4 protein-coding genes and 1 other RNA gene are annotated in these 2,730 nt (G+C 74.0%); 1 reads left to right on the plus strand and 4 read right to left on the minus strand.

All coding sequences use genetic code 11. The annotated features are described in order from the left end of the window. Positions 1-96: 96 nt before the first annotated feature. The 4 genes from CBZ_RS12915 to CBZ_RS12930 all read right to left on the minus strand — a co-directional run bounded on the left by CBZ_RS12915 (position 97) and on the right by CBZ_RS12930 (position 1,926). Positions 97-534, minus strand: coding sequence for a hypothetical protein (locus CBZ_RS12915; RefSeq protein WP_130781938.1), 438 nt, complete (start codon positions 532-534; stop codon positions 97-99). Between the two features lie 178 nt (positions 535-712). Next, a complete protein-coding gene (locus CBZ_RS12920; protein WP_130781939.1) occupies positions 713-1,009 on the minus strand; it encodes a hypothetical protein in 297 nt (98 codons plus the stop codon). Between the two features lie 113 nt (positions 1,010-1,122). After that, positions 1,123-1,516, minus strand: an RNA gene (gene rnpB / locus CBZ_RS12925) — RNase P RNA component class A. A 26-nt stretch (positions 1,517-1,542) separates the two neighbouring features. Beyond that, positions 1,543-1,926 (minus strand): tautomerase family protein, encoded by a 384-nt coding sequence (locus CBZ_RS12930; protein ID WP_130781940.1) that lies wholly within the window; start codon positions 1,924-1,926, stop codon positions 1,543-1,545. A 70-nt stretch (positions 1,927-1,996) separates the two neighbouring features. Here CBZ_RS12930 and CBZ_RS12935 point away from each other — a divergent pair. Beyond that, positions 1,997-2,730 (plus strand): YaaA family protein (locus tag CBZ_RS12935; protein ID WP_130781941.1); only part of this gene is annotated, 734 nt, incomplete at its 3' end.

Genomic DNA, 2,730 nt, shown 5'->3' on the forward strand with positions numbered 1-2,730 from the left:
CCCTCCCCCCCCGGCGACGGCGAGGAGCAGCAGGGCCGCGTGCCGCCGGGCGACCGTCGTGGTGCGCCGCTGCGCCACGTGTCCCTGCGTCATCGCTCAGGCGTTCTGCAGCGGCGACTTGAACGTGTAGTGGGCGTTGTACGAGCTGCCGTTCCACACCTTGACGACGCCGTAGCTGTAGAACGACCCCGACCGGTAGAGCGTCCCCGACGGGATCGACAGACCCGACGCGGCACCCGAGTTGTAGGTGAACCCGCCCTCCTTGACGAGCGAGCCGCCCGAGTTGAACAGGCGCCCGTTGGCGCCCATCCAGCCCGACGCGACGTTGCCGGACTTGGAGTTGATGCGCGAGTAGGCCCAGGCCGAGCCGGTGTTGGTGTAGACCAGCGCCTGCGCGCTGTAGGACTTGCCGTTGGCGGACAGGGCACTGACGGTGCTCGACGCCGAGCCCGCCTGTGCGGCGCCGAGGCCCACGAAGGTCAGGGCGGCTGCCCCGACGACGGCGACGGCGGTCCGGACGAGTGCATGACGCAAGGGAGCCCCCTGGGTGAGATGACCGTGACGTGCTTTTTGCCCGTCGTGCCGGAAGTTACCAGCCGCACGGGTCGCCCGAGGGGCAAACGGACCGACGAAAGTGCAGGTCAGACGTCCAACTCGGCGCACGGTGCGATGTCGGGCGGGCTCGGTCCCCGACCTCGACGCCTGGGGGGCCTCAGGTGCTCAGCGGCCGCCGGCTGCGCTGCCGGGACCCGGCCTCACGCTCCTGCTCGGCGAGCAGCCGGTGCCGCGCCGCCCGCGCCAGGTAGTAGCCACGACGCTCGGTACCGGAACCCGCCAGCCCGTCGAAGAACAGCGCTACCCGCTCGTGCACCTCACGCGCCTCGTCGTGCAGGCGCACCGCGTGCTCGACGGCGTCGGACCCGAACGACTCGGTGATGTCCTGCAGCACGCCCGCCGGGACGACCGGCGGCGCGGGCTGGGCGTCGGGCGGGACGTGGATCGTGGCCATCTGGGCTCCCCCTCGGCGACACTGCCGTCCAGGCACCTGCTCACCTGGCACCCCTCCACGAGGAGTGGACCCATCTTGCGGCGGCACCGGGGCGCGCGCGACCTGAGGGAGGGCGGATGAGTCAGTCGGTACGCCGGGTTCTGTCCCCGTGCCCGGTTGCCCCGGCACGGGTGGCGGCCATCCCTCTACGACGTACGTTGCCGCACGCCTCCAGCGGTCTACCCGGGAGCTCGGGCGGGCCGCCCTCGAACGCTCCCTGTCTGACCTTGCTCCGGGTGGGGTTTACCGAGCCGCACCGGTCACCCGGCACGCTGGTGGTCTCTTACACCACCGTTTCACCCTGACCTGCGCCGGTCCACGCTCGCGCGCGGCCCGTGCAGGCGGTCTGTTCTCTGTGGCACTGTCCCGCGGGTCACCCCGGGTGGGTGTTACCCACCACCCTGCCCTACGGAGCCCGGACGTTCCTCGGCAGGCCCGAGGGCCTGACGCGGCCGCCTGACTGACTCATCCGCGCGCACGAGTCTACCCGCTGGTCAGACGTCCACCCGGTACGGCAGGTCGAGCTCGTCGCCGGAGCGGCCGCGGATGCCCCAGTTCTCGGGCGGGCTCTCGAGGATCACGACCTCGAGGTCGTCCGGCGCGAGGCCCAGGGCGGGTGCGACGTCGTCGAAGAACGCGGCGAGCAGCGCCCGGCGGGCGGCGCGCGAGCGGCCCGTGAAGCAGACGACCTCGACGACGAGATAGGCGTCGGAGCGGGGCGCGACGAGGTCCTCCGCGTCGAGCAGCAGGAAGCGGTGGAACCGCTTGTCGGCCGGCAGGCCCCACGCGCGCACCAGCGCGTCGTGGATCGCGTCGGACACCTCGCGACGTCGCGTGGACCACACGTCGCGACGCCCGTACACCTTGACCTGCGCCATCGTCGCCACCCTTCGCGCGCCCGCATCGCCCGACGAGCCCCGGGCGGCCAGCGGAGCCTACAGTTCGGACGTGCTCGTGCTCCTGCCGCCCTCCGAGGGCAAGACGTCCCCGGCCCGCGGTCCCGTCCTCGACCTCGACGCGCTGTCGTCGCCCGGCCTGACGCCGCTGCGGCGCAAGGTCCTCGACGCGCTCGTCGAGACGAGCGGGCGGCCCGACGCGGCGGACGTGCTGGGCGTGGGCGCGAGCCTCGGCGACGAGGTCGCCCGCAACGTGCGGCTGCACGAGGTCCCGACTGCGCCCGCGCGACGCGTGTACTCGGGCGTCCTGTACGCCGCGGCGGGTCTCGACCGGCTGACGCCCGCCGCCCGGCGACGCGCGCAGGAGAGCGTGCGCGTCGTGTCGGGGCTGTGGGGCGTCGTGACGCCTGAGGACCCGATCCCCGCGTACCGCCTGTCGATGGGCACGGACCTGCCCGGCGTCGGTGCGCTCGCGCCCGCGTGGCGGTCCGCGCTGGCCGCCGAGCTCGACGACGCCGCGGACGGCCGGCTGGTCGTCGACTGCCGGTCCGCGGCGTACCTCGCGGCGTGGCACCCGCCGCGCTCGTCCGACTGGGTGGCCGTGCGCGTCCTGCGCGAGGTCGACGGCGTGCGGTCCGTCGTGTCGCACCACGCCAAGCACACGCGCGGCGTCCTCACCCGGCACCTGCTGACGAGGCGCGCGCGCCCGCCGCGCGACGCCGCCGGCCTCGCCGCCGCGGCGGGCGAGCTCGTCGGGGACGCGCTCCTGGCCGTCGAGCTCGGGCC

The sequence above is a fragment of the Cellulomonas biazotea genome (assembly GCF_004306155.1).
Classification (GTDB): Bacteria; Actinomycetota; Actinomycetes; order Actinomycetales; family Cellulomonadaceae; genus Cellulomonas; species Cellulomonas biazotea.

What these genes read in the sequence shown, in the direction of transcription:
- CBZ_RS12930 (WP_130781940.1), bottom strand. Translation starts at nt 1,926, where the DNA reads ATGGCGCAGGTCAAGGTGTACGGGCGTCGCGACGTGTGGTCCACGCGA.
- CBZ_RS12920 (WP_130781939.1), bottom strand. Translation starts at nt 1,009, where the DNA reads ATGGCCACGATCCACGTCCCGCCCGACGCCCAGCCCGCGCCGCCGGTC.